This window comes from Diplocloster agilis, assembly GCF_019042275.1.
In the GTDB taxonomy this organism is placed as follows: Bacteria; Bacillota; Clostridia; order Lachnospirales; family Lachnospiraceae; genus Diplocloster; species Diplocloster agilis.
Map to the genome: position 1 here is coordinate 1 of NZ_JAHQCW010000095.1, position 665 is coordinate 665.

2 tRNA genes and 2 rRNA genes are annotated in these 665 nt (G+C 43.8%); all 4 read right to left on the reverse strand.

Annotated features, from left to right (window positions below):
• Positions 1 to 220: 220 nt before the first annotated feature.
• Positions 221 to 293, reverse strand: a tRNA-Ala gene (locus KTH89_RS24695).
• A gap of 60 nt (positions 294 to 353) precedes the next feature.
• Positions 354 to 427: transfer RNA gene (locus KTH89_RS24700), tRNA-Ile, on the reverse strand.
• Between the two features lie 4 nt (positions 428 to 431).
• Positions 432 to 549 (reverse strand): 5S ribosomal RNA (rrf, locus tag KTH89_RS24705).
• A gap of 64 nt (positions 550 to 613) precedes the next feature.
• Positions 614 to 665 (reverse strand): 16S ribosomal RNA (locus KTH89_RS24710); the annotation flags it as partial.

The window sequence follows — 665 nt, forward strand, 5'->3', positions numbered from 1 at the left end:
TTGGTTCTTGATTTTCTCGGATTCTTTGAATTGGTTCAAATAAATCTTTTTTTAATCTCGGATGTCTTGAAGTTTCTGTCTTCTTGGGTTGTCTGCGTTACAATGATGCTTGCTTCCAATCCCTTGAATTCAGATTTTTCAATTGATTTTTCAATGTGTAGTTTTCAAGGTACATAGATAATCATTCAGATAAAAACTTTGATAACAAAATTTTTATCGATGGAGATAAAGGGATTCGAACCCTTGACCCCCTGCTTGCAAGGCAGGTGCTCTCCCAACTGAGCTATACCCCCGTCACGGTCCTGTTATTCCTGGACAAGCTCTACAGCTCGTCCAGATCAAACAGATTAAAATGGGCTTAAGTGGACTCGAACCACCGACCTCACGCTTATCAGGCGTGCGCTCTAACCGGCTGAGCTATAAGCCCATAAATCTGGCATCCACCTGCTCTCCCATACCGTCACCAGTATAGTACCATCGGCCGCCTAGGTCTTAACCATCGTGTTCGGGATGGGAACGGGTGTGTCCCCTAGGCGCATCGACACCAGAAATATTTATCAAGTTTTTTCTTGATAACTAAACAGTAAAACAACCCTTACTTCTTCTTCCTTAGAAAGGAGGTGATCCAGCCGCACCTTCCGATACGGCTACCTTGTTACGACTTC